Genomic DNA, 26,382 nt, shown 5'->3' with positions numbered 1-26,382 from the left:
CGGGCTCCCTTTCGCGTTTCAGTGAAGGACCATCAGCGCCATGGAGCCGAAGGCGAGCGCCATGGCCAGGATGCCCCAGCGGAACCACTTCTTCGTGAGCAGCAGGTAGTCGTCGAACGAGGCCCCGGCGTCACCCAGCGCCTCGGCCATGGCCAACTGCCGCGCCTGGATGGGGCGCAGCGTCTGGCTCCACACCACGCCGCACAGCATGAAGCACACCTGTCCCGCGGCGAGCGCCGGGTTCGTCCACAGGGGGATGCCCTGGAGGTGCGCGCGCAGCATGCCCGTGGCGGCGAGCGCGAAGACGCTGGGCACCAGCAGGTACTTGTCGGTGAACTGCACCAGCCGCAGGGCATAGGCAATCACCCGGGGCTCGCGCGTCCTGTCCGCGAGCAGCCGCCAGACGGCCGTCACGACGATGTCGCCCAGGAACACCACCACGGCGATGAGGTGCAGGAGCTTCAGGACGTTGTGGACATTCATGGGGCGGGTGTCGGACGGGGCAGGTGCGGCAGCAGGTGATGGGCGAGGACGGCCGCGTGCGGGTCGCGGATGAGTGTCAGGTGGGTCCCCGGGACGGGGTGGGCCGCGCAGTCGGTCCCCGTGAAGCGGCTCCAGCCCAGCGTATCGTCCTCCAGGAGGCCATCGAGCTCCGCCCGGTGCGGATCGCTTCGGTCCTCGGCGCGGAAGACCACCAGGGGCACCGGCAGCGTGCGGCGTGGCCGGTAGTTCAGCCCGTCGTGGGCGCGTGCGACGTTGAGGATGCCCTGCACGTGGCTGGGCTGCGCGCCTTCGGGAAGGACGGCCACTGCCTGGAGTCGCGTCACGAAGAATTGCAGGCGCTGGGCCTCATCCATCGCCTGGAGCTCCGGCAGGACGAGGTCGAGCTTCACGTTGAAGAAGCCTTCCATGACGCCGCCCAGGTGGGCCATCCACTGCGCGGTGTCCCAGTTGTCGCTCAGGGGCTGCGTTGCCTCCGGGAAGGGCGCCACGGTGTCGAGCATCGCGACCACGCGGACGTCCTTGCCACGGGCCTGGAGCTCTTGCGCGAGCTCATAGGCGATGTGCCCGCCCAGCGAATGGCCACCGATGCAGTAGGGGCCCTGGGGCTGCACGGCGATGATGGCGTCCGCGTACCACGTGGCGATGGACTCCACCGTTTCGTGGGGCGGCGCCTCTCCGTCCAGGCCCTGGGGTTGGAGCCCGAACACGGCGGCGCCTTCCAGATGCCGTGCGAGGGAGAGCAGGTAGAAAGGTGTCGAGCCGCCCCCGGGGACCAGGTAGAGCGCCGGCGTGGGCGGGGCCGCTGACGGCTCAGACGGTGGCGACATCATCGCATGGGCGGCGGGCGTCAGCGGGACCAGCGGTGACGCCTTCGCGTCGCCCGTGCGGAGGACCTTGGCGAGCTGGGCCGGTGTCGGATTCTGGAACAGGGACACCAGGGGGAAGGGACGGTTCAGCCGCTTCTCCACCGCCAGCTTCAGCTTGAGCGCGAGCATGGAGTGGCCGCCGAGGTCGAAGAAGCTGTCGTGGATGCCCACCGCGCGCATCCCCAGCACTTCCTCGAAGAGCCGCACCGTCTCCAGCTCCATGGCGTCGCGCGGCAGTCCTTCCGGACGGGTGACGCGCGCCTCGTCAATGGGCATTGCGGCCAGCGCGCGATGGTCCACCTTGCCGTTGGGCGCGTGGGGCAGTTCCTCCAGGAAGACGAACTGTCCAGGCACCATGGAGGCCGTGAGCTGCCGCTCCACGAAGCCGCGCAGCTCGGCGGCTTCCAGGCGCGGCGCGCCATCCTGGGACGTCACGAAGGCCACCAGCCGCGCGTCGCCACCGGTGCCTCGCACTAGCGCCGCGGTGTCGCGCACGGACGGATGGCGGGCAATGGCGGCCTCGACCTCGCCCAGCTCGATGCGGTGGCCGCGCAGCTTGACCTGGCGGTCCGCTCGACCCACGAAGAGGAGCGTCCCATCCGGTGTGCGGCGGACCACGTCACCCGTCCGGTACATGCGGAGCGTGGGGCCTCCCGGGAAGGTGTGCTCGATGAAGCGCGAGGCGGTCAGCTCGGGGCGCTTCAGGTAGCCCCGGGCGAGGCCGGGGCCCGCCAGGTAGAGCTCTCCGGGGACGCCGGTGGGCACGGGCCGCAGCTTCGTATCGAGGACCAGCGCCTCCATCCGGAGGATGGGCCGGCCAATGGGCTCCGTGGGGCCATGGACGCCGACCGAATCCGGCTCGCAGCGATGGACGACCGCCTCGATGGTTGCCTCGGTCGGCCCGTAGAAGTTCCAGACCTCGGCCTTCGAGCGGCTGAAGACCTTGCGGACAGTCGCCGAAGGCAGGGGCTCACCGCCCACGCACACGCGCCGGAGCGTCGAGACGCCCGCGAGCCCAGGCTCCTCCACCAGCGCCGTCAGCAATGAAGGCACCAGTTGAAGCACGGTGATTCCGCGCTCCTGAAGCACGCGGACCAGGTGCTCCGTGTCCGCGGTGAGGCCCTTCGGTGCCAGCACCAGCCGGGCTCCCGCCATCAGCGGCGCGAACAACTCCCACACGGACGCGTCGAAGCTGAGCGAGGTGCGTTGCAGCAGCCGGTCCGTTGAGCTGAGCGGCAGCGCTTCCGCCATCCACTGCATGTGGTTGGCGAGGCTGAGGTGCTCAATCAGCACGCCCTTGGGCTGACCCGTCGAGCCGGAGGTGAACAGGCAGTAGGCGAGGTCCCCGCTTCGTGCGTCGAACGTGTCCTGGGTCTCTTCAGAGAGCACGAGCACCTCGGCGCTCGCGAATGAGTCCGCGAGGTGCGCCTGGGTGATGACCAGTCGGGCACCGCTGTCCTCGAGCATGAAGGCCCGTCGCTCGCGCGGGTAGGCAGGGTCGATCGGGACATAGGCCGCCCCGGCTTTGAGGATGCCCAGCAGTCCCGCCATCATCCCGGCGGAGCGCTCCACCGCCAGTGCGACGAGCGCTCCCGGCGTGACGCCACGGCGCACGAGCGCCTGGGCGACGGCGTTGGCCCGCGCCTCGAGGGCCGCGTAGGTCAGTGTGCCGTCCTCCGCTTCGACGGCGATGGCCTCGGGCGTCTTCCGCGCTTGCTCCGCGATGACCTCATGAACGGCTGGGAGTCGGGGCATCGGCTCGGGAGCCCGAGGGCTGAGCGCCGCGCGCTCCCCGTCACTCAGCAGGTCGACTTCCGAAATCCGCGCGCGCGGCGTGGCGACGAGCCGCGTGAGGAACCCGGTCAGTTGCCGCACCATGGCTTGGATACGCCAGGCATCGAAGAGGTCCGTGCTGTATTCGATGACGCCGGTCAGGCCCTCGGGCCTGGGCTCGAACGAGAGGGAGAGGTCGAACTTCGACGTGCCCAGCTCGAGCGCCATGGGCTCCAAGGTCAGCCCTGGCAGGCTCAACTGACTGGTGGGCGTGTTCTGGAGCGCCAGCATTACCTGGAACAGGGGCGTGTGGCTCAGGCTCCGCTCGACGTTGACCGCCTCGACGATTTTTTCGAGCGGGACATCCTGGTACGCGAAGGCGTCCAGCGCGGTGCCCCGGGCGCGGGTCACCACCTCCTCGAAGGTCGGGTCTCCGGAGAGGTCGACGCGCAGCGGCAGCGTCCCGACGAAGAAGCCAATCAACGGCTCCAGATCCGCGTGGTCGCGATTGGCCACGGGCGTTCCGATGACGATGTCTTCCTGCCCGGTGATGCGCGCGAGATACGCGGCGAAACCACCCAGGAGCACCATGAAGCTCGTTCCGCCGGTGCGCAGGCTCAGGGCTTCAATGGCGCCGCTCAGCTCGTGGCCCAACGAGATGCGCTCGGTCGCGCCACGCATGCTTACCTTGGCGGGGCGAGGGCGGTCCATCGGCAGGTCCAGGGCCGAAGGCGCGCCACGCAGCACCTGTCGCCAGTGGTCGAGGCGCTGATCGAGCACCTCTCCCTGGAGGTGCCGCCGCTGCTGGTACGCGTAGTCCCGGTAGTCGACCGCGAGCGCGGATAGTGACACCGGTTGGCCAGAGACGCGTCCCGCGTAGAGCTGGGACAGCTCGCGTGCGAGCACGCTGATGGACCAGCCGTCACCGACGGTGTGGTGCAGCGTCGCGACGACAACGTGCTCCGTGTCTCCGAGCCGGAAGAGCTTCGCGCGGAACAGCGGGCCGTTCGCCAGGTCGAAGGGCCGTGCCGCCTCTTCATCGATGAGGCCACGGAGCGCCTCGGGCGATGTCGGTCCCAGCGTCACCTGCTCGAAGGGCACCGTGCGCTGTGTCCGGGGTTCCTGCCACACGCCCCCATCCCGTTCGACGAAGCGCATGCCGAGGACAGGGTGGCGCTGGACGATATCTGCCAGGCTCTCCCGGAAGGCCTCGGCATCCAGCGTGCCCGTTAGCCGGAGCGCCATCGGCAGGTTGTAGGCCGAGTTCTCCGGGAACAGTTGGTTCAGGAACCAGAGCCGCTCCTGTGAGAACGACAGCGGAATGTCAGCGCCCTCCGGGGCCGGTTCAATCCGAGACCGCGTCAGCGTCTGGCTTCCGTGACGAGCGTCCAGCAGCCGGCTCAGCGCGGCGATTGTCGGTTGCTCGAAGAGGTCGGAGACGCGGAACTCCGCGTCCACGTCGCCGCGAATCCGCGCGACGACCTGCATCGCGAGCAGCGAGTGTCCACCCAACTCGAAGAAGTCCTGGTCGCGTCCGACAGCGCCGCGGCCCAGGACGTGTTCAAAGGCCCGTGCAACGGTCGCTTCCGTGGGCGTGCGGGGCGGCTCAAACGTGCTATCGGCCTGCTCCGGAGCGACGGGCGCAGGGAGCGCACGACGCGCGACCTTGCCACTGGGCGTGCGGGGCAGCTCGGGCAGCGGCACGAACAGTGCGGGGACCATGTACTCGGGCAGGTCCCTGGCGAGGAAGTCCGGCAGCTCGGCCAGCGGCGCCGTCTCCGGGACGACGTAGGCGACGAGCCGCTTCTCGCGCGTGGCATCCCCGTCGACAATGACCGCCGCATCGCGGACGCCGGGGTGGGCACACAGGGCGCGCTCAATCTCGCCGGGCTCCACGCGGAAGCCGCGAATCTTCACCTGGTCGTCCGCGCGGCCGAGGAACTCGATGCTCCCCTTCGGCGTCAACCGGCCGAGGTCGCCAGTCCGGTACGCCCGCACGGGGGGAGACAGGGGCAGGTCGACGAAGCGTTCGGCGGTGAGGTCCGGTCGCGACAGGTATCCATCCGCGAGGCACGTGCCCGCCAGATAGAGCTCTCCGGGCACGCCCACTGGAACGGGACGCTGGTTCGCGTCGAGCAGGTGGACCGCGGCGTTGGCGATGGGCCGCCCGATGGGCGGCAGTCCGGGCCACTGCCGCGGGTCGCCCTCCAGCTCATGCGCCGTCACCACATGCGACTCGGTGGGACCGTAGTGGTTGTGAAGGCGCTTGCCACCTTCCTGGAACCAGCGGCGGATGGGGTCGGTAATGCGGAGCTGGTCTCCCGCGGTGATGACCTCCGCGAGTCCCGGCACGCGGTGCGCGGTGCGCAGCGCGGCCTGCGCCAGATGGTGGAGCGCCACGGCTGGCAGGAAGAGGCGCTGCACGCGCGCCGAATCGAGGTACGCAGCAAGCGCGTCCGGGTCGCGTCGCGTGCCTTCATCGATGAGGACCAACGTGCCACCCGAGCACCAGGTGGAGAAGGTCTCCTGGAACGACACATCGAAGTTGAGCGGCGCGAACTGAAGCGTGCGCAGGGGGCGGGCGTGTTCGGTCTGCCACTCGATGAGGTTGACCAGTGCCCGGTGCGGCATGGCCACGCCCTTGGGCTTGCCCGTCGAGCCCGACGTGTAGAGGACGTAGGCCAGATGATGCGGCTCCACCCGGGGCCGCGGCGTCTTCGTGGCAGGCGCCTGCGTGTCATCCAGCAGGATCTGCGTCAGGTCCTGGGACGGGAGCAGACCGCTGTACTTCTTCTCCGTGAGCAGGACGCGCGGCTTGGCGTCCTCCAGCATGTAGCGAAGGCGCTCAGGCGGGTACGTCGGATCGAGCGGCACATAGGCGCCACCGGCCTTGAGGACCGCGAGGAGGGCGACCTGCGCATTGACGGAGCGGTCCAGACAGATGGAAACCCGGACCCCTGGGCCCACGCCCAATGCGCCCATCCGGTCGGCCAGGGCTTCTGCGGCCTCGTGGAGCTGCCGGTAGGTCCGCGTCTCGCCCTGATGCTCCAGCGCGACCACGTCAGGCGTCTTCTGGGCCTGACGCTCGAACAGCTCGGGGAGGGTACGGCCGGTGTACCTGCGCTCGGTGCGGTTGAGGTCGGCGTACAGACGCCGCTCCTCGTTGGACAAGAGCGGGAGCTCTGAGGTGTGGAGCTCGGGCTCCTCGGCGATGGCCTGGAGCAGCCGGCCGAGGTGCGCGGCCATCCGGTCAATCCGGTCCGCGTCGAAGAGGTCCGTGTCGTACTCGATGCTGCAGGAAAGCGCGCCCTCGCGCGGCTCCACGAAGAAGGTGAGGTCGAACTTCGACGTCGAGCTCTCCGGCGCTTGAATCTCGGCGCGAACATCGGGGAGCTGGAGCTCGCCACCGCTCTGGCCCTGGAGGACGAACATCACCTGGAACAACGGGTTGTGCGCCAGTCCACGCGGCAGCTCGAGTGCGGCCACCAGCTTCTCGAAGGGAACGTCCTGATGCGCGTAGGCATCGAGCGCCATCTTGCGGACGCGCAGCAGCAGCTCGGAGAACGTCGGGTCTCCAGACAGGTCGACGCGGAGCGCGAGCGTGTTGAGGAAGTATCCGACCACCCCCTCCGTTTCGTGCCGGTCGCGGTTGGCGACAGGCGAACCAATCACCACGTCCTCCTGGCCACTGATGCGCCCGAGGTATGCGGCGAAGGCGCCAAGGAGGGTCATGAACAGCGAGGCGCCCGAGCTCCGGGAGAGCGCTTCGAGCCGCTGGCCCAGCGGCGCTTCGAGCACGAAGCCATGGGTCTTCCCATGGAACCGCTGCCGTTCCGGTCGCGGACGGTCGGTGGGAAGCGGAAGGACGGGCGGGGCGCCCTTCAAGGCCTCACGCCAGAAGGCAACGCTCTCGTCCAGGCGTCCTGATTCCAGCCGCTGCCGCTGCCATGCGGCCCAGTCCGCGTAGCGAACGGGCAACGCGGGCAGGGCCGGCTCCGTGCCGCTCACCAGCGAGGCGTACACGATGCAGAACTCGCGCAGCAGGACCCCGACGGACCATGCGTCGGCGATGATGTGGTGCTGGTTGAGGACCAGGACGTGGCTGTCGGGTGCGAGCCGGAAGTGACGCGCCCGGAAGAGCGGGCCCTTCGTCAGCGAGAAGGGCGCGGCGACTTCCTCGGCGATGCGTGCGTCGAGGAGGGCAGGGGAGATGTCCTCGCTCACGAGCACGGAGGCGGCAGGCGCCTGGACGCGCAGGACGGGCGTGCCTCCACGGTCATGGAAGGTACTCCGGAGCGCCTCGTGGCGTTCAACCAGGAGCTGGAGCGTCCTCGCGAGCGCGCTGCTGTCGAGCGTCCCCTGGAGCCGGAGCACCAACGGGACGTTGTACGCCGCGCTGTCCCCCCCGAGCGCGTCGATGAACCACAGGCTCTCCTGGCCCGGAGCAACGGGCGTGTCTCCCGTCAGCTCCACGTGCGGGATGGGCTCGACCGCCGTGCCCTGTCCAGAGAGCGTCTCTGCGAGCTGCGCGATGGTCCGGCGCTCGAAGATGGCTCGGACGGGAATGTCGACGCCGAAGGCTTCGCGGGTGCGCGCGATGACCTGGGTCGCCTTCAGCGAATGTCCCCCGAGGTCGAAGAAGTCATCGTGGATGCCCACGTGCTCCTGGCCGAGCACCGCGCTCCAGATGCCGGCGAGAATCTCCTCATGGGGCGTGCGGGGTGCGGCCGATGCCACCTGTGGCTGGGCCTCCTGGGCACGCGCTTCGAGCGCCGTGGTGTCGACCTTCCCGTTGGGCGTGAGCGGAAGCCGGTCGATGACGATGACCCGGCTGGGAATCATGGCCGCGGGGAGCTTCGTCGCCAGAAAGTGCATGAGCTCGGCCGCGTCGGGCTGAGGCAAACGGTCGCTGGCCGCGAACGCAATCAGGCGGACGTCACCGTTCTGCCGCTGCGCCTCGCTCACCACGGCAGCAGCGGTGACGTCAGGGTGGGCCGCCAGCGCGGCCTCGATTTCGCCAGGCTCCACCCGCACGCCGCGGATCTGGACCTGACGGTCCGCGCGGCCGTGGAACGCGATGCTCCCATCCGCGAGGAACCGGGCGAAGTCGCCGCTCGCGTACATGCGCGCTTCGGGCACACCCGCGAACGGGTCGGGAACGAAACGCTCCGCGTTCAGGTCCGGCCGGTTCAGGTATCCCCGGGTGACGCCCGCGCCGCCGATGTATAGCTCTCCGACGACACCCGGAAGGACGGGACGCCGCTGGCGGTCGAGGATGTAGATGCGGGCATTGGCGACCGGCCGGCCGATGGAGGGCAGCCCTTGTCTGCCATCCGGAGCGACGGTTCCGGACGTCGCCACCACCGTCGTCTCGGTCGGGCCGTAGTTGTTGACGAGCTGGAAGGGGAGTCCCGCGGGCGGTGTGGCGTGGAGTCGGTCACCACCCGTGAGCACGAAGCGCAGCGCGCACGGCGAAGGCCACGGCAAGGCCAGCACGGCTTCGGCGACCACCGTCGGGAGGAAGCTGATGGAGATCTGCTGCGCCACCAGCCAGTTCGCCAGGTCGGCGGGCGCGCTCGAAAGCTCAGGTGGGACGAGGTGCAGCGTGGCGCCCGCGGCGAGCGTCGGCCAGATTTCCCAGACGGCGGCGTCGAACGCGGTGCTGGCGAGCTGGGTCGTCTGGTCCTTCGCCGTGAGTCCGAAGGCCTCCGTGTGCCAGGAGACCAGGTTCATCAAGTTGCGGTGCGCGACCAGCACGCCCTTGGGCGCACCGGTCGAACCCGAGGTGTAGATGACGTAGGCAAGGTCATCCAGCCGCACCGGCTCCTTCGCGGGCACGTCGGGCGTGTTCGACTCGTTCAGGACTCGGGAGACGTCGAGCCGGGGAACGCGCGTGTCCGCGATGGGGTCCGCCCCCGTGTTGAGGATGGCGACCGGGGCCGCATCGCCCACGATGTAGGCGAGCCGCTCGGCGGGATAGTTGGGGTCCAGGGGCAGGTAGGCCGCTCCCGCCTTGAGCACGCCCAGGAGGGCCACCACCATCTCCACGGACCTGCCAATGCACACGCCGACGATGCGCTCCCGTCCGGCGCCCAGCTGACGGAGGTGCCGCGCCACGCGCTCGGCGCGGCTGTCGAGTTCGCGGTAGCTGATGGACTGTCCGTCGGGGCCCACCACGGCGGTCGCGTCGCGCGCGGCCCGAGCCAACAGCGTCGTCACAGGGCTGGTGACGTCGAACGCACGGGGATTCTGGCCCCACTCCGCCAGCACGCGCCGGGCGGCCTCTTCCATCAGGTCGATCTCGCCGACCGTCTTCGCGCCCGGCAGCGACTCGAGCGCGGCTTCCAGCAACCGCGCGATGCGCTCGGCCATCGGACGGGAGAACGCGTCCGCCGCGTACATGACGCGCAGTTCCAGCGATTCACCCGGGATGGCAACCAGCGCCAGTGGGTAGCTGATGCGGTCGTGTGTGTTGACCGAGCTGATGGTGAGGCCACTGCGAGGCAGGAGCGTCGAGGCGTCGAGCGGATAGTTCTCGAACACCAGGATGCTCTCGAAGAGCGGCCGGTCCTTTGGCGCATCCGACCAGTGCTGGATGTCCGCCAGCGAGGCGTAGCTATACGGCTCGACCGCGCCTTGTTGGGCCTGAAGCCCCGACAGGAAGGTGGCGACTGGCGCCGTGCCATCCAGCCGCGCTCGCAGGGGCAAGGTGTTGATGAAGAGTCCGACGATGGACTCGGAACCGGCAAGGTCGGCGGGGCGGCCGGAGACCGTCACTCCGAAGATGACGTCGTCCGTGCCTGTCGCCCTCGCCAGCACGAGCGCCCACGCGCCCTGGACCAGCGTGTTGAGCGTCAAGCGGTGTGACTTCGCGAAGCCCGTGAGCCGCGCGGTCAGCTCCGGCGACAGCCGCTTGCTGACCTCCGGCTGCGTATCGCCCGCCGGTCCGCTGGCGTCCTGCCGCTCGGTGAAGGGCAGTGGCGTGGGTTGCTTGAAGCCCTGGAGCCGCTCGCGCCAGAAGGACTCCGCGCGGGCGGGGTCCTGCTCCTGGAGCCAGGCGATGTAGTCGCGGTAGGGGCGTGCGGCTGGCGGCAGCGCTGCAACGCCCTCCTCGAAGGCACCGAGCACCTCACGGAGGACGATGGAGAAGCACCACCCGTCCAGCAGCAGGTGGTGGTACGTCCATACGAACAGGTGGCGCGCGTCGTCGAGCCGGAGCAGGGCGCAGCGAATCAGGGGCGGGGTGCCCAGATCGAAGCCCTGGAGCCGGTCCTCGCGCAGGAAGTCCTCAATCCACCGCTGCTGCGCATCCGCCGGCACGTGCCGGATGTCCTCGATGCGCCAGGGGACTTCGGCCTCCACCGCGACGACCTGGAGCGGCTTCTCCAGACCTTCCCAGAGGAAGCCCGAGCGCAGGATGGGGTGCCGGGCGAGGACGTGCTGCCAGGCCTCCTTCCAACGCTCGATGGGCAGGTCCCCCCGGACCTCGCAGCTCAGTTGCTCTACGTACATGCCCGCGCCGGGCTCCATCAGCGCGTGGAAGAGCATGCCGTGCTGCATGGGGGCGAGCTCGTAGATGTCCTCGATCGACTCTTCTGACGTCATGGCGCTGTCCTGCCCCTCACCATCCACCTGGCTCATCGCGGCTTCTTCGTCAGCGTGAGCACGCGCTTCAAATCCTTGGCACTGAGACGCGCTGCCGGGAAGTCAGACGCCACCCGGACCGCAGCGGCGGGCTCCGCGCGCTCGCGAATCATCGCTCGCACGTTGGCGTGGAACTCCGCGTTCAGCCGCTCGATGGTCTCCTTGTGGAAGACCTTGGCGCCAAAGGTCCAGTCGAGGCGGAGTCGCTGGCCCGCTTCGACCACGGCGTTGAGCTCGATGCGGTGGGGCCGGGTGGCGCCAGGCGCGTGCAGCAGGCCCAGTCCCTCCTTGGCGCCGCCTCGCACCACGCCCTGCGTTGGCACTGCGCCCATTTGTCCCAGGTAGTTGAAGACGATGCCCGCGTTCGGAATCGCGCCGAGCCTCGAACGAATCGACGCATCCGGCGACAGCGCACGGAGCACGCCGTAGCCGATTCCGCCACGAGGCGTCCGACGCAACGCGTCCTTCGCGCGAGCCAGCGTCTCACGCACGCCTTCCCGGGCCCCCACGTGCAGGCGGAGCGGGAAGAGCGCGGTGAACCATCCCACCGTGCGGCTCAGGTCCACATCCTCGAACAGGAACTCGCGTCCGTGGCCTTCCAAATCGATTCGGACGGTGCTGTTGCCGGACCAGCCCGTGAGCGTCCGGGCGAGCGCGGCAATCAGGGCCTCGTTGACCTTGACGTCGTACGCCGTCGGGACCTCGTTCAGCAGCAGCTGGGTCTCCTCCGCCTCCAGCCACGTCACGAGCGTGCCCGCGTCGCTGACCGTGTCCGGGGCGTGGGGGTCGTTCAGTGGCAGGTCCTGGGAGTCGTCCCGCTGCGCCGTTGCGAGCCAGGCGTCGAGCTCGGCCCGGGCGTTGGGTGTCGCCGCATACGCTTCGAGCCGCGTCGCCCAGTGCTGGAAGGACGTCGTCTTCGGCGGGAGGCCGACCTCCTGGCCATTCGACAACTGGCTGTACGCCGTCAGCAGGTCCTCAATGATGATTCCCCACGACACGGCGTCCACCACCAGGTGGTGGGCCACCAGCGCGAACCGCGCGGAGTCCCCACCCAGCCGCAGCAGGGCGGCGCGCATGAGCGGGCCCTGCTCCAGGTCCATGGACTCGTGGAGGTCGGCGAGCGCCTCTTCCACGTGCTCACTCCCGTCCACGTCCAGCGTGTCCAGGGGAATGCCAGTCAGCGCCTCCTCTTCCGCGTGGAACTGGGTCCAGCCGTCACCGCCCTTGCGGTAGCGGAAGCGGAGCGCGTCGTGGTGGCGCTCCACCGCCTCGAGCGCGCCGCGAAGCGCGGCCAGGTCAATGCCTGGCTCCACGTCGAGCATCACCGCCATGTTGAAGTGCTGCGGCCCGGCGCGGTTCTGGTCGAAGAACCAATGCTGGATGGGGGTGAGGGGCGCGCTGCCCGTCACGAGCCCCTGCTCGGCGTTGATGACCTGGGTGCTGGAGGCCACGCGCGCCAGGTCGGCGATGGTCTGGTGCTCGAACAGCTGGCGCGGACGCAGCCGGAGGCCCTGCTGGGTGGCGCGGGAGATGATCTGCAGCCCGAGGATGGAGTCACCGCCGAGCGCGAAGAAGTTGTCGTGGATGCCCACGGACTCCTTCTTCAAGACGGTGGCCCAGATGCTGGACAGGATTTGCTCCTCCCGCGTCCGCGCGTCGGCGAAGGCGGCGGGCGCCTGGGCCTGCACGGGGTCCGGCAGCTTCTTGCGGTCCACCTTGCCGCTGGGCGTCAGCGGGAAGGTCTCCAGCACGACGAAGTGCGCCGGCACCATGTAGTTCGGAAGCAGGCCCATGGCATGGTCGCGCAGGGACTGAATCGTCAGCGACGTGCCTGGACGGCCCACGGCATAGGCCGCGAGCTGCCCCTGGTGGACCACGATGACCGACCGCTGGACCGCGGGGTGACTGTCGACGATGGCTTCCACCTCACCGAGTTCGATGCGGTAGCCGCGCAGCTTCACCTGGTCGTCGATGCGGCCCAGGAAGTCGATGCTGCCGTCGGCACTCCAGCGCGTGAGATCGCCGGTCCGGTAGAGCCGGGCGTTCGGAGCGTCGGAGTAGGGGTCCGGGATGAAGCGTGTCCGGGTGAGCTCGTCGAGTCCGTGGTACCCCCGCGCGAGCGCCACACCGCCCACGTACAGTTCGCCGGGAACCCCGATGGGGACCTGCCGCTGGTCGGCATCGAGGATGCGCGCCACGAGCCCCGGCAGAGGCCGGCCGATGGACGGAACGCCCGTGTCGCCCTTCTTGAGCTCGGCGACTGTCGCGATGACGGTCGTCTCGGTCGGACCATACGCGTTGACGAAGCGACGGGTATCCGTCACCCACTTCTTCACCAGCTCCGCGGGGAGCGCTTCTCCGGCCGTGATGAGCACGCGGAGGTCGGGATAGGCCCCTTCCGGCAGCGTCGCGAGCGCGGAGGGTGACAGCACCACCTGGGTGATGTGCTTCTCCGTGAGCACCGTGGCCAGGGCCTCGCCCACGCGCGCGGTCTCATCGGTGGGCAGCACCAGTCGGGCGCCGCTGGCGAACGCCATCACGATGTCCCAGACGGACACGTCGAAGGACAGCGACGCCGCCTGGAGGATACGGCTGTCCGGTCCGAGCCCGAAGAGCGGGACCGAGGCCACGGCGATGTTCGCCACGCCCCGGTGCTCCAGCACGGCGCCCTTCGGCTTCCCGGTGGAACCCGAGGTGTAGATGACGTAGGCGGCGGAGCCCGCGTCGGGGAACGGGAGGGTGGACGGCTCGGCGTGCTCCGGCAGGGGCTCATCCATCCACAACGTCTGGCCCCGGAAGCCCGGCCGCTCGCCCAGGGAGCGCTCCGTGAGCAGCACCTCCGCGCCCGAGTCGTCCAGCATGTGGCCCAGGCGCGCCTGGGGGTACTCCGGGTCGAGCGGGACATACGCGCCGCCGGCCTTCCACACGCCCAGGATGCAGGTGATGAAGTCCACCGATTTCGGCAGGCAGATGGCGGCCCGCTTCTCCCGTCCGAAGCCCAGCGAAACGAGGTGCCGGGCAAGGCGCGTCGCGCGCCGGTCGAGTTCGCCGTAGCTCAGGCGGACGTCGCGATGCTCCAGGGCAATGGCCTCCGGTGCGCGCGCGACCTGCGCCTGGAACAGCTCCACCACCGAGTCCGGCACGGATGGCGCGCTGGGGCCTTGCTCCCACTTCGCCACCAGGCTGGCTTCGCTCGCACCCAGTAGTGCGAACTCGGGCACCCGGCGCTCTGGCGCCTGCACCGCTTCACGGAGCATGACGACGAGGTGATCGGCCATTCGCTCGATGCGCTCGCGGTCGAACAGGTCCGCGCTGAACTCGAGCAGGCCGGAGAGGCCATCCGTGGATTCCTGCATCGACAGCGTCAGGTCGAACTTGGCGGTGACGCTGTCCAGGTCGAGCAGCTGCACGTCGAGCCCGTCCAGCGCGGGCGGTGAGAACGGCGCATTCTGAAGCGCGAACATCACCTGGACCAGGGGCTGGCGGCTGAGGCTCCGCTCGGGCGCGACCACTTCCACCAGCTTCTCGAAAGGCACGTCCTGGTCCGCGTAGGCGTCCAGGGCCGTGCGCCGGACGCGCGACAGCAGCTCCAGGAAGCTGGGGTCGCCGGACAGGTCCATCCGGAGCGCGAGCGTGTTGACGAAGAAGCCAATCAGCGGCTCCGCCGCCGCGCGATTCCGGTTCGCCACCGGCGAGCCGATGATGAGGTCCTTCTGGCCGCTCAGCCGTGACAGGTAGGCGGTGAAGGCCGCCAGCAGCGTCATGTACAGCGTGGCGCCTTCCCGGCGGCTCAGCTCCTTCAGGCGCGCCGTGAGGGAACGGTCCACGTCGAAGCGGACCACGCCGCCCCGGTACGTCGGCGTCTCCGGCCGGGGCCGGTCGCTGGGGAGGTTGAGGGACGTGGGCGCCCCGGCAAGGCGCTGCTTGTGCGCTTCAATGGACTCCGCGAGCGCACCGTCCCGCAGGAGCTGCCGCTGCCACAGCGCGAAGTCCGCGTACTGGACCTGGAGCGGCGGCAAGGCCAGCTCACGCTGCGAGCGCAGCGCGTTGTAACCGGCCGCGAGCTCACGCGCGAGGATGCCAACGGACCAGCCGTCGGAGACGACGTGATGCATGGTCAGGACCAGCACATGGTCCGACTCCGAGATGCGGAAGAGGCGCATCCGCAGCAGCGGACCCCGCTCGAGGTCGAACGGCCGGGAGACCTCCAAGCCCGCCTGGACCTGGATGAGCTTGAGCAGCTCCGCCTCCGAAGCGCCGGCCGGATGGACCAGCTCCTCACTGGGCGGAAGCTCGGCCGAGACGTTCGTGGAGATGACCTGGAAGGGCTGCGCGCCTTCCGCCGGGAAGCACGTGCGGAGCACTTCGTGTCGCTGGACGATGGCGTCCAGGCTCTGCCGCAGGGCCTCGTGGTGGAGGGGGCCTCGGAGCCGGAGCACCAGCGGGATGACGTAGATGGGGGCCCGCGTCTCCTCGATGCGGTCCACGATCCACAGCCGCTCCTGGGAGGAGGACAGCGGAATGCGCTCCGGGCGCTCCATGGGCCCGGTGAAGTCGACCGCGGCCGCTCCGGGGCGCTGGCGCTGCTGTTGGACGGCCGCCACGAGCCCCGCGACGGTGGGGCTCGCGAAGAACGTGCGCAGCGGAATCTCCACGCCCAGCACGGCGCGAATCCTGGACACGACCTGCGTGGCCAGCAACGAGTGGCCGCCCAGGTCGAAGAAGCTGTCGTGCACGCCCACGCGCTCCGCGCCGAGCAGCTCGGCGAAGATGCTGGCCAGGATCTCCTCCTCGCCGTTGCGCGGCTCGACGTAGGCCGTCTCCAGGCCCTGTGAGACGGATGGAACGGGCAGGGCGCGCCGGTCGACCTTGCCGTTCTCGGTCAGGGGAATCCGGTCGACGACCATGATGCTCGCGGGCACCATGTACTCGGGAAGGCTCGCCTGCGACCGCTTGCGCAGCTCGCTCTCCAGGCGGCGGTCCACCCGGCTCCGGAGCGGGTCATTGGCGCGGCGCGCCCCCGCGACGATTTCCGGTGCACTGCCGAAGAGGGCCACGGGCCCCTGCGCCGACTTCGCGGCCGGGCTGAAGACCGCATCGAAGGAACCATCCACGCCGCCGCGCGACCAGTCCAAGGCGACGTTGAGGGACAGGGCCTCTGCGAGCTGGTGGAGAGACTCGGGGTCGATGCCAGGCTCCGGATCGCTCGCGGGCGTCGTGGCATCGCGGTCCAGCACACGCCGACGGAGCTTCTCGAAGGAGCCGGGCCGCGAGGACGCTCCATCCGTCACGCTCGCCAGGGCGTCCAAGGATGCCTCGACTCGCGCGTTCCGGATGCCGCGCAGGCCTACACGCCGGGTGCCGTCCTGGGGCAGCCGGGCGCGGAGCTCAGGCAGGCTCACGTTGCCCGGGCCCCAGGCCACGTCGGAGGCGGGGCTGGGCGGGGTGTCCAGGTGGATGAGCACGTCGTAGCGGAAACGCGTCAGCTCGTTCAGGCACGCGCCCCGCTTCGGGCGAATCTCCACGTGGGTGAGGCGGGGGATGCGCTGCTTGAGGGCCCAGAAGAAGTCCGGGGCGAGCACCAGCTCCTCTTCCGCCGCCATGCGCTGCGCCACGCGGGCCTTGAGCACCTGCGGCTCGAGCGTGCCGGACGCCTGCGCCAGGACGATGGACGCGTGGAAGGCCTCCAGCAGGCGGAAGTTCCGCACGTCACCCACGAAGATGACGCCGCCCGTGTCCAGCCGCTGTGAAGCCTTCTCCAGGGCCTGGGCGAGGTACTCCGCGCTCGGGAAGTACTGGACCACCGAGTTCAGCATCACCGCGTCGAAGCGCATGTCGCCGAAGTCGATGCCGTCCAACTGGTCCGCCGCGCAGTGGAAGAGCTTCGCATGCTCGAGCCCGGCCGACTTCGCCGTGACGCCCCGGAGCATGTTGACGACGACACCCGAGACGTCCGTGGCCCAGTAGGCCTCCGTGGACGGCGCGATCCGCGTGAGGAGCAGACCGGTGCCGCAGCCGATCTCGAGCACGCGGCGGGGCTCCCGCACGAGAATCTGGTGGACCGTGTGGTCGACCCACTCCTTCATCGCCTCCGCGCTGAGCGGTGCGCCGGTGTAGCTGCTGTCCCAGCCCGCGATGTTGAAGCTGGGGTCCAGCTGCGGCTCGCTGGCGGAGCGTGCATAGAGGTCATCGTAGAGCGCCTTCCACTCGCCCACGTGTGTGTCACCGACGCCGCCGTCCGCATCCGAGGACAGGAGCGTCTCCGCGGCGTTGTCCCTGGGCACAACGTAGGCGGCGATGCGCCGGTCGTCCGCGCTCCGCTCATGCGTGGTGACGTAGGCATCCGCGACCGCCGGGTGCGTGGCGAGCACCGACTGGATTTCACCCAGCTCGATGCGGAATCCGCGAATCTTCACCTGGTCGTCGATGCGCCCCAGGTACGTGAAGCCGCCATCCGGGAGGCGGATGGCGAGGTCGCCCGAGCGGTAGAGCCGCTTGCCCGGCGAAGACGGGTCCTCGATGAAGCGCTGTGCGGTGAGCTCGGGGCGCTTCAGGTAGCCGCGCGCAACACCCGCGCCGCCGACGTACATCTCCCCCGGAACGCCGGCCGGCACGGGCTGGCCGTGCTCGTCGAGCAGGTGCAGCTCGAGGTCCGGGAGCGGGCGCCCGATGGGGCTCGCGGCGGAGGTGAGGTCGGCCTCTGTCACCCGGTAGTACGTGACATGCACCGTAGTCTCGGTGATGCCGTACATGTTGATGAGCTGCGTGCCGGCGTCCCCATACCGCTCGAACCAGGGGCGCACGGTCGCCGCGTCCAGCGCCTCTCCGCCGAAGATGATCCACTTGAGGCTGCGGCCGCCCTTGCCATCCGCGATGGACGGCGCGCGCGTCAGCGCACGGAACGCGGACGGCGTCTGGTTGAGGACCGTCACGCCTTCACGCGCAATCAGCTCACCGAAGGCCTCGGGCGCGCGCGTCATCCAGTGGGGCACGACGACCAGGCGCCCGCCGTACAGCAGCGGCCCCCAGAGCTCCCAGACGGAGAAGTCGAACGCCGCGGAGTGGAACAGCGTCCAGACGTCATCCGGCCCGAAGCCGTAGAGCGGCTCCGACGTGGTGAACAGGCGGGTGGCGTTGGCGTGGGTGACGATGACGCCCTTGGGGCGCCCCGTCGAACCGGACGTGTAGATGACGTAGGCGGCGCTGTCCGGCGTGATGGCCGGCTCGGGATTCGGCGCACGCCGGCCGCCCTGCCAGTCGAGCGCGTCCACGAAGACGGTGGGCACACGCTGGGTGGGAAGCTCGCCGGTGCGGCTGGACTCGGTCACCAGCGCGGCGACCTCCGCGTCCTCCAGAATCAACGCGAGCCGGTCCTTCGGGCTGGCGGGGTCCAGCGGCACATAGGCGCCGCCGGCCTTGAGCACGCCGAGGATGGAGACGACCAGCTCCACGCCGCGGTCGACGCAGATGCCCACCAGGGACTCGGGGCCCACGCCGTGGTCGCGCAGCGCATGCGCCAGGACATTCGCCCGGGCGTTGAGCTCGGCGTAGCTGAGGTGCGTCTCGCCAAACGTCAGCGCGGTGGCATTCGGGCTGCGCTCGGCCTGGGCCTCGAACCAGCCGGTGAGGGTCTGGGCGGTGGTGACGGCCGGGGCGCTTCCAACGCGCGCCTCGTGTACGGGGGACGGGGCCTTGACCGCCAGGGACAGCCGGGCCACCGGCTCATCCGGCGCGCGGACCATCTCCTCGACGAGCTTCTCGAAGTAGCCGCGCCACAGGGCGACGGTGTCGTCGTTGAAGAGGGCGCGGTTGAAGCGCAGCACGCCGGAGAAGGCGCCTCGCGTCTCCCACATCTCCAGCGTGAGGTCGAACTGCGACTCCTGGTCGCTGATGGGGAAGGGCTCGAGCTGCAGGTTGCCCCAATAGACGCGGGCGTCCTCGTCGGGCGAGGCCCACAGCGCCATGGCGCCGCCGCCCTCGCGCGAGGCGTGAAGCGAGATGGACGCCTGGAAGAGGGGAGACACGCCGGGACGGCGCTCGATGTCCAGGCGCTCCACGAGCGATGCGAACGGGAAGTCCTGGTGCGCGAGCGCCTCGTGGACGACGGTGCGCATCCGGCCCAGAAGGGTCCGGGTGGAGGGCGCGCCGGAGAGGTCCGCGCGCAGCGCCACCGCGTTGGCGAAGTAGCCCACCACGTCATGGAAGGCGGAGCCGGGCCGGCCCGCCGTGGGCGAGCCAATCAGGATGTCCTCCTGCCGCGCCAGACGCCCCAGCAGGGCGGCATAGGCGGACACGAGCACGACGAAGGGCGTGGACTCGGCGCTCTGCGCGAGCGCCTTGATGCGAGTCGTCAGCTCAGCGGAGAGGCGGAACGGGCTCGCGCCACTCCGGTTCGCGGCGACCGCCGACCGGCTGCGGTCGGCGGGCAGCGCCAGGATGGGAAGCTCACCAACGAGCTTCTTCTGCCAGTAGTCCCAGTGGGCCCGCCCCGAGGTACCCGACATCGTCTCCGCCTGCTGCGCGACGAAGGCGGCGTAGCTGCCCGTGACGGGCGGCAGGGACGGCTGCTCGCCGCGCGCGATGGCCTGATAGAGCTGATTGAACTCCTGCTGGAGGATGCCCGCGGACCACCCGTCGTAGACGATGTGGTGGACGGTCATCAGGAGGACGTGGTCCTCGGCCTCCAGGGAGAAGAGGTTTCCCCGGAGCAGCGGGCCCCGCTCCAGGGAGAACGGCTGACGGTAGGCGCGGGCCACCTCGGCCTGGAGCTGCTCGGCGCTCCAGCCCTGCGCGTCCACGTGGGTGAAGCTCGGCTCGAGGGTCGGGTGGCACGTCTGGACGAGCTGCCCTTCCGCGGTGGACGAGAACGTGGTGCGCAGGGACGCGTGGCGCTCGGCCAGCATTCCGAACGCGCGCTTGAGCGACGCCACATCCATTTGCGAGCGGATGCGCAGCGCGAAGGGCGTGTTGTAGGCCGCGCTCTCCGGGTCCTGCTGGTGCAGGAGCCATAGCGCCTTCTGGCCGGACGCGAGCGGGGAGAGGCGGGGGGCCGCCTTCCCGGACTTCGCCATGAGCTCGGCGAGCAGCTTGCGCTTCGCCTCGAGCGAGAGGCCCTTCATGTTGTCAGCCGGGGTGCTCATGCCGTCTCCCTCTCCTGCGCCGTCTGCGCGGCGAGCATGGCCTGGAGGATTGTGTCCAGCTCGCTCTCCGACATGCTGTTCACCTGCTGCTCGATTTCGGCTTCCTCCGTCACCGGTTCCGGCGCGGGCGCAGCGGCGGCGGCCGCGGGCCCGTCGAACTTCGACGACAGGTTGGTGGCGACCTCCACCAGACTCCCGGCGCGCAGCAGCTCCAGCGCGGGAATCTCGACGCCGAGCGCCTCGCGGATGGTCCGCTGGACCTGCATCGACAGCAGCGAGTCCACGCCCAGCAGGGACAGGGGCTTCTGCGGCTCCACCCGCTCCATGGGAATCTGGAGGATGGTGGCGAGCCGCTCGACGAGGAACTTCTCCAGCTCCGGCTGCCGGGCCTCGGGGGCCAGACCCGACAGGTGTCCGCGGAGCTGCTCCGCCTCGCTCTGGGCGCCCCCCTGGGCACTGCCCAGCAGGTGTGCCGTCCTGGCGGACTTGCCCAGGTGCGGGGCGGCGCGGCCCAGCTTGGACCACTGCACATCGAAGAGGCCCAGCTGCGGCGTGCGCAGGCGCAGCACCCGCTTGAGCGCGGTCAACACGGTGGCGGGCGCCATCGGGTTGAGGCCGAGCGATTCGAGGTAGGTCCGCACCGCTTCGTCCTGGGCCATGCCGAACTCACCCAGGACGCCCCAGTGGATGCTGATGGCCGCCAGCCCTCGCGCGGCCCGGTGCTCCGCGAGCGCGTCGAGGAAGCTGTTCGCCGCGACGTAGTTGCCCTGCCGCGGATTTCCAATCAGCGCGGCGACGGACGAGAAGAGGACGAAGAGGTCCAGCTGCCGGTCCTGCGTCAGCTCGTGAAGAGTCCACGCGCCGCCCGCCTTGGGAGCCATGACGCGCTGGATGCGCTCGAGGTTCAGGTCGGGCATCGGCGCGTCGTCCAGCACGGCCGCCGTGTGCAGCACGCCCTTGATCGGCGGGTGCGTGGCGTCGATGCGCGCGAACAGCGCCCGCATGTCGTCCATGCTGCTGACGTCCGCGGCGGCCGCAGTGACGCGAGCGCCGGCAGCTTCCAGTTCCTGGACCAGCTGCCTGGCTTCCGGCGTGGAGGCGCCCTTTCGGCCGGTGAGCACGAGGTTCCGCGCACCCTCCGCGACCATCCAGCGGGCGAGCGCGAGGCCGAACCCGCCGAAGCCACCGGTGACGAGGTACGTGGCGTTCGCATCGAAGAGTGGCTCGTCCGCCGCCGGAGCGAGCGCGAGCGGCTCACCGTCGGCGAACGTCAGCGTGAGCCGGGCCAGGCCCTGGTCCCGCGAATGCTCCGCCAGCCAGGCCGGTGCCTCTTCCGCGCGGGTGACGGACCAGGACTCGGACGGCAGCGCCGGCAGGGTCTGGAACCGGCCGAGGACGGACTGGAGCCGTGCGGCGACCTCCTGGGGACGCTGGCGCAGCATGGCCGCGACGTCCACGCGTGCGCAGGCCGCGCCACGGGGCCAGGCGGTGGCGAACAGCCCCTCCGCCGGAGCGAGCGGGCCCGCATCGACGAAGCGGCCGAAGGACCCGAGCACACTGGTGATGGTGGGCTCCGCGTCGCAGGACGCGTTCACCAGCAGGTCCACGCCCGCGCCGTTCGTCCACGCCAGGATGTCTTCCGGGAGGGAAGGCGAGCGCCGGTCGAAGACGCGAACGCCCTCTGGCGCCTGCCGCGTGTCGCCGTCCAGGATGATGGCCGTCCGGGCTCCCGCGGCGCGGCCGAGCTCGACCACGGCGGTCCCCACGCCACCGGCGTCCCCGATGACGAGGAGCCGTTCGGAGGGCTGGATGTGGCCATGCACATGGAGCGCGTACTCGGCGCCGAGGAAGGGCAGCAGCCGTCCCTGGGACGTGCCCGCGCTGATGAAGTCCCGGTCCAGGCGCAGCACCACGTGCGTGCCGACCACGGGCGCTTCTTGCGCGACCAGCGCCTGCACCACCTGGCCGGACGTGAAGCCCGGGGTGGCCTCGCCCACCGCGACGACCACACCGCCCACCTCCAGCGGCCAGTGCGTGTCGGACGCACGCCTGCCTTGCACGGCCGCGGCGCGGGTCAGCGTCACGTGGGTGACCTTGATTTCGACCTCTCCGCGCTCGGGCTGCTTGCGCGTGGCGCGACGCGGCCGGCGCTCGGCGCCGTCGAGGGCGATCTCGAACACCTGCTCCACACCAGCCAGCGCGGGCGTGCCCTTCGTCTGGGCCTCCCACTCCGGCAGGGGCTTCGCGCTGAGGCGGCGGACGAAGCGGCGGGTATCGCGAAGCGCGACCTCCTCCTCCTGCGTGTCCGCCAGCAGCTCGCGGGCAAGCCGTTCGATCAGCTCCGGCTGCGACGCCGCAGCGCTCTTCGGCAGGTCGATGGAGCGGGTCCGCAGGTGCGGGAACTCCGCGGGAACGACGCGCGCGAAGCCAATCAGCGGCGTGGCGGACAGCGCGCCCAGAGCGTCGCCCGGGGCCGCGCGCTGTGCGTCGCGGGTGACGATGCGCAGCGACGCGCCATCGCCCGGCGCCAGGGCCAGCACCACGTCGAGCAGCGCCTGCACGTCGTTCGACTCGGCTCCCGGACGCGCGTCCAGGCCGGCGAGGTAGGCAACGTGCTGGATGCGGACGCGGCCCACGGCCTCCACGAGGGAATGGACGTCCTCCGCGTTTCCGAAGCGAATCTGGAAGCGGTGGTTCGACTCGCGGACGAACGTCTCGCCCCGCGTCACCAGGACCAGGTCCTGGATGCCGGTCCGCTGGAGTTCACGCGTGAGCTCGGCGCCGATTCCGCCCTGGTCGGCGAAGACGAGCCAGGTGCCCTGGCTCTTCGCGGGCAGCTCCTCGGCGGTGGCCTCGAAGGCGTGCGTGTACGTCCAGTCGTAGAACGCCGGCCTGGGCACGGACTCCTCACGGTCCGCGAGCGCGGCGCACTCGACGCCCGTCAGCCTCGCGGACACCCGTCCTTCGCCGTCCAGCAGCGTGATGTCGCACTCGAGCGTGTGGGCCGTGCGCGCGCGAATCCGGGCATGGCACCACAGCGGCGCGTGGGGCTCGGGTGGCGTGGAGAGCTGGATGCTCCGGCAGCCCATGGGCAGGTAGAGCCGCGTGTCGTCCTCGGGAAGCCAGGACACCATGGCCTGGAGGCAGGGGTCCAACCACACGGGGTCGAGCAGCAGCTGCGAATCGGCGGTGATGCGGGCCACTTCCGCTTCGGGAAGGACAATCTCGGCCAGCAGTTCCTTCTCGTTGCGGCGCAGCGTGCGGATGCCGCGCAGGCTGGGGCCGTACTCGAGCCCGCGGGTCGCCAGCATCCGGTACAGCGCCTCGGTGTCGAGCGGCGCCTCTGCGTGGATGCCGAGCTCGCTCACCCGGGCCTGCATCTCCGGCTGCGTATGGACGCTCCGGCGGATGCGCGCGGTGGCGTGGCGGGTCCACGCCGTGCGGTTGTCGCGCGGCCGGCTGTAGATGGTCACCGTCTGGGCCGCCTCGTCGTACGTGGTCCGGACGACGGGCTCGTCATGGCCGGTGACGACGAGCGCGTTCTCGAACCGCACCTCTTCCAGCGCATGCGGTTCCGAGAGGCCCATGGCGCGGCGAACGGCGAGCGCCAGCTCGACGTAGGTAGCGCCAGGGACGACGAGCGAGCCCCGGACGCGGTGGTCCTGGAGGCACGGCAGGAAGCGCGCGTTCAGCCCGCGCTCCCAGGTGGGCAACGGCGCGGAGACGCGGGGGCCGAGCAGCGAATGCTCGGTCGAGCCCCGGCGGTCCGTAAGGGCCTCCTCCGACTCGTGCCAGTGCCTCTCTCGCTGCCAGGGGTAGGTGGGGAGCGGGGTGTAACGCGAGCCCTGCGGATAGAGGCCGCTCCAGTCGATGGGAATGCCCGCGACGTAGAGCTCGGCCACGGCCTTGATGAACGTCTTGTGCTCGGGCTCCTGCCGCCGGAGGGAGGTGAGGACGCGGCCCTCGACGCGGGCCTCCGCGCAGCATTCCTTGATGGACGCCAGCAGCACGGGGTGGGGCCCCAGCTCGATGAAGAGCCGGTAGCCGTCCTTCAGCATCTGCCCCGCGGCCTTCGCGAAGAGCGTGGGCTCGCGGATGTTGTCGCACCAGTATTCCGCGTCGTAGGCAATGCCTTCGATGCGCCCGCCCGTGACGGTGGAGTAGGTGGGCAGGTGCCCGGCGGAAGGCTTCAGCGCGGCCAGGCAGCGGCGCAGCTCCGGCTTCAGGCCCTCCATGGCGGGGCTGTGGTACGGCACCTCGACCTTCAGGATGCGCTGGAACACGCCGCGCGCCTCCAGCTCCGCGGCGATCTCCTCGATGGCCTTCGCGTCACCCGACAGCGTCACCGCGTTGGGGCCGTTGATGGCGGCGATGGACACCAGGTCCTCACGCCCCCGGATGGCGGCGCGCGCGCCTTCCTCGGAGAGGCCCACGGCGGCCATCTTGCCCTGTCCCGCGGCCTTGGCCTGGATGCGGCTGCGCTCGTAGATGACGAGTATGGCCTGCTCCAGCGTGAAGCGGCCGGCGGCATAGGCCGACGCGACCTCACCCGCGCTGTGGCCAATCACCGCCGCGGGCGTGATGCCCGCGCGTCGCCACATCTCCAGCAAGCCAATCTGGAGGAACGTGTTCGCGGGCTGCGCGATGTCCGTCCGCGCCATGTTGGAGGACTTCTCGTCCGCGAGCATCTGCTCCAGCAGCGACCAACCCGCCAGCCGCTGGAAGAGGGCGTCGCAGCGGTCCAGGGTGGCGCGGAAGAGCGCATCCTGCGCGTAGAGCTCCCGGCCCATGGCCCACCACTGGGGCCCCATGCCGGTGAACACGAAGACGGGCCGGGCATCCGCGGCCTGGAGCGTTCGGCCGGAAGCGCCCAGTTCGGCGGGGTTGCCCGACGCGAAGGACGTCAGCCGCGCCGTCAGGTCGGCCACGTCCTCCGTCGCCAGCAGCGCCAGCCGGTGCTCATGGTGGGCGCGGCGCGTGGCCGCGGAGAAGCAGATGTCCGACAGCGAGGCCGACGCCGGAGCGGCGAGCATCTCCGCGTAGGACTGGGCCAGGGCGCGCAGGGCCTCGGGGCTGCGGGCGGAGAGGGGGAGCAGCAGCGGCGCCGGGGGGCCGTCGGCGCGGGCCTGCGACTCGGCGGAGGGCGCCTGCTCGATGACGCAGTGGGCGTTGGTGCCGCCGTAGCCGAAGGAGTTGACGCCCATCCGCAGCGGCTCGTCCTGGCGGGGCGCGAGCGTTTCGAGCGCGCGCGGGATGCGGATGCCCAGCGTGTCGAAGGGGATGGCGGGGTTGAGGTTGCGCAGGTTGGCCTGCGGGGGCAGCTGCCGGTGCTGCAGGCACAAGCTCGCCTTGATCAGCCCGGCCACGCCGGCCGCTGCCTCCAGGTGCCCGATGTTGGCCTTGAGCGAGCCGACCCACGGTCCCTGGCCGTCCTCGCGCTTGGAGACAGCGCCCAGGCCTCCCAGCTCCGCCGGGTCACCCACGGCGGTGCCCGTGCCATGGGCTTCGAAGGCATGGATTTCAGTGGGGTCCAGCGCGGCGCTGGCGCAGACGCGGCGAATCAGCGCTTCCTGCGCGCGAGAGCTCGGCGCCGTCATGGACTCGCTGTGTCCGTCCTGGTTGACGCCCGTTCCTCGAATGACGGCGTAGACGCGGTCCTGATCTCGGACCGCGTCGGAGAGCCGCTTGAGCACCACGATGCCGGCGCCCTCGCCACGGCCGTAGCCGTCCGCGCGGGTATCGAAGCTCTTGGAGTACCCGTCCGCCGACAGGAACTTGCCCTTGCTCATGGCCACGAAGATCTCGGGCCGGAACATGACGTTGACGCCACCCGCCAGCGCCAGTGACGTGGTGCCGTTCCGCAGGTCCTGGCACGCCAGGTGGACGGCGACCATCGACGAGGAACACGCCGTGTCCAGGGAGATGCTCGGCCCCTGGAAGTCGAACATGTACGACAGGCGGTTGGAGAGCACCGTCATCGTCGAGCCCACCGCCGTGTGCGGTCCGATGAGCTCGCGGTTCATCGGCCCCATGTGCGTGAGCATGCTGTCCAGCATGAACCCGCCGACGTAGACCCCCGTGGGGCTGCCCGCGAGCTTGTCCGCCGGAAGGCCCGCGTCCTCCAGGCTCTCCCACGCCACCTCCGCGAGCAGCCGCTGCTGCGGATCGAGCGTCGCCGCCTCCCGGGGCGAAATGGAGAAGAAGGCCGCGTCGAACGTGTCGATGGCCTCCTGCAGGAAGCCTCCCGCCCGCACATACGTCTTGCCTGGCTTGTCTGGGTCCGGGTCGTAGTACCGGCGGTGGTCCCAGCGCTCCTTCGGGACTTCTACGATGGCGCAGCGGCCCTGGGTGAGCAGCTCCCAGAGGTGGCGCGGTGACTTAGCGCCCCCTGGAAAGCGGCAGCCGATGCCAATGATTGCGATGGGGTCGTGCTCAATATTGGACACTGCGCTCAT

4 protein-coding genes are annotated in these 26,382 nt (G+C 70.2%); all 4 read right to left on the bottom strand.

The window, feature by feature from the left end:
- Positions 1-18: 18 nt before the first annotated feature.
- Genes OZ403_RS21070 through OZ403_RS21055 form a run of 4 tightly spaced genes read right to left on the bottom strand, consistent with a single transcriptional unit; the run spans position 19 to position 26,382 of the window.
- The gene (locus OZ403_RS21070; protein WP_140792410.1) at positions 19-483 is read right to left on the bottom strand and encodes a DUF2269 family protein; all 465 of its coding nucleotides are present in this window, start codon (positions 481-483) and stop codon (positions 19-21) included.
- Positions 480-10,784, bottom strand: coding sequence for a non-ribosomal peptide synthetase (locus OZ403_RS21065; protein ID WP_268781561.1), 10,305 nt, complete (start codon positions 10,782-10,784; stop codon positions 480-482). The genes OZ403_RS21070 and OZ403_RS21065 overlap by 4 nt, the downstream gene beginning before the upstream one ends.
- Entirely contained in the window at positions 10,781-19,927 is a 9,147-nt protein-coding gene (locus OZ403_RS21060; RefSeq protein WP_268781560.1) for a non-ribosomal peptide synthetase, read from the bottom strand. Before OZ403_RS21060 ends, OZ403_RS21065 begins: the two co-directional genes overlap by 4 nt.
- The gene (locus tag OZ403_RS21055) at positions 19,924-26,382 is read right to left on the bottom strand and encodes a type I polyketide synthase (RefSeq protein ID WP_268781559.1); all 6,459 of its coding nucleotides are present in this window, start codon (positions 26,380-26,382) and stop codon (positions 19,924-19,926) included. Before OZ403_RS21055 ends, OZ403_RS21060 begins: the two co-directional genes overlap by 4 nt.

The organism is Myxococcus sp. NMCA1, assembly GCF_026810205.1.
In the GTDB taxonomy this organism is placed as follows: Bacteria; Myxococcota; Myxococcia; order Myxococcales; family Myxococcaceae; genus Myxococcus; species Myxococcus xanthus_A.
The sequence above is the reverse complement of the archived record's forward strand: the minus strand, read 5'-3'. Positions and strand labels throughout refer to the sequence as shown.

What these genes read in the sequence shown, in the direction of transcription:
- OZ403_RS21070 (WP_140792410.1), bottom strand. Translation starts at nt 483, where the DNA reads ATGAATGTCCACAACGTCCTGAAGCTCCTGCACCTCATCGCCGTGGTG.
- OZ403_RS21065 (WP_268781561.1), bottom strand. Translation starts at nt 10,784, where the DNA reads ATGAGCCAGGTGGATGGTGAGGGGCAGGACAGCGCCATGACGTCAGAA.
- OZ403_RS21060 (WP_268781560.1), bottom strand. Translation starts at nt 19,927, where the DNA reads ATGAGCACCCCGGCTGACAACATGAAGGGCCTCTCGCTCGAGGCGAAG.
- OZ403_RS21055 (WP_268781559.1), bottom strand. Translation starts at nt 26,382, where the DNA reads ATGAGCGCAGTGTCCAATATTGAGCACGACCCCATCGCAATCATTGGC.